Raw genomic sequence first — 1,432 nt, 5'->3', positions numbered from 1 at the left:
CACGTGCGGAACACGCCGTGGGCGCACGACCGGTCGATCCACGCCAGATCCGGGGCCGCGACGGTACGCCACAGCGGATGGAAGCCGGTCACCACGGCCGCCACTTCCGCTGCGGCCAGGCGCGGAACCTCCTGCCACCCGCCGACCCGCGACGCCAGCTGCGGCAGCCGGGCCAGCGCCCGCTCGCTGCCCGACCCACACAGCACCAGCGTGATCCTCGTGCCGGGGTGGTCCCACAGGCTCTGCAGGTACTCCAGGCACGGCACAGGCAGGCGCTGCGCCTCATCGACCACCAGCACCCGCGCCTCACCCAAAGCCCCCGCGACTACGGCGTCAGCCCGCGCCGACGTGTGCGGGAAGCGGCCCGGCAGCCCCAGAGCGTCGAACACCGCCCGCCGCATGCCGGCCACCGACGGGCGCACCGGCACCGGCACCCACGTCACCTTCCAGCCCGGTGACACCTCGTGGAGCGCCATCCGCACGGCCACGGTCTTGCCCCGGCCCGGGTCGCCGAACACACACACCGAGCCCTCCGCCGCCATCGCCTGCCCGACCGCCTCGGCCACCGCCCGCACCGACGACGTCCCCACCAACTGCGCTCCGGCCGGCAACACCACGCCCGCCACCGCACCGCCCTCCCCCGACGGCAGGACCGCGGACGCCACCGGCGCGGGGTGCGGCGGCCGTCGCGCAGCCGCCTTCGCCGCGCCGTCCTCACGCGTCCCGGCCAGCGCAAGGTCAGCCAGCGCCTGCCGTGTCCGCTGCTCTTCCCGCTCCCGCCGCACCACCACGCGATCCGGCAAGACCCTGCCGGCCTCCAGGTCCCGCCGCACCACCCGGTACAGCGACGCCAGCGACGGCACCTCTCCCCCGGCATCCTTCAAATGCCGGTGCAGCACCGACACGTTCCCGCCCGCCTGCGCCAGCACCTCCCACGCCTGCTCGGACAACTCCAGCCGGGCCCGCGGCCTGCGCTCCACACGGCCTTCCGTCCGCGCCGCATCCAGCCAGCGCCACACCGTGCGCGCATTCACCCCACCGACCTGCGCGCCCGCACGCACATGCGCCGTGGTCAACGCCCCGGCCGCATCGAGCTCCAGCAGCCGCGCCACCAACACCGGCCTGGACACCCTCAACCCCGCCGTGACCTCACCCCACACGCCCGGCTCCCCCACCCCACACCCTCCCGACGCACAAACCCGACGCCGACCACCGTGCCGCCGACCGGCCCTCGAAGGATCAGAAGTGCCGTTCCCATGACAGCGGAACAGGCAAGGGTGTACCGCCCCATGACAGCCACGACGGCACCAGACACCGCCCCATGTCAGTGACTCCCCACACTCAACACCCCACCACCAGCGAAAACACCCTGACCTGACATGCCGTCACTGACACCACCCACTGACACCAAACCGGCACATCGCATCCAGCA

1 protein-coding gene is annotated in these 1,432 nt (G+C 73.3%); it reads right to left on the bottom strand.

The genetic code is table 11. The features are described from left to right. On the bottom strand, positions 1-1,112 hold a 1,112-nt coding region (locus tag ACIBTS_RS49370), incomplete at its 3' end, for an AAA family ATPase (RefSeq protein ID WP_399328561.1). Positions 1,113-1,432: the final 320 nt, after the last annotated feature.

Source organism: Streptomyces sp. NPDC050121 (genome assembly GCF_044460385.1).
Taxonomy (GTDB): domain Bacteria; phylum Actinomycetota; class Actinomycetes; order Streptomycetales; family Streptomycetaceae; genus Streptomyces; species Streptomyces soliscabiei.
Note: the sequence above shows the minus strand (reverse complement) of the source record. Positions and strands in the feature narration are given on the sequence as shown.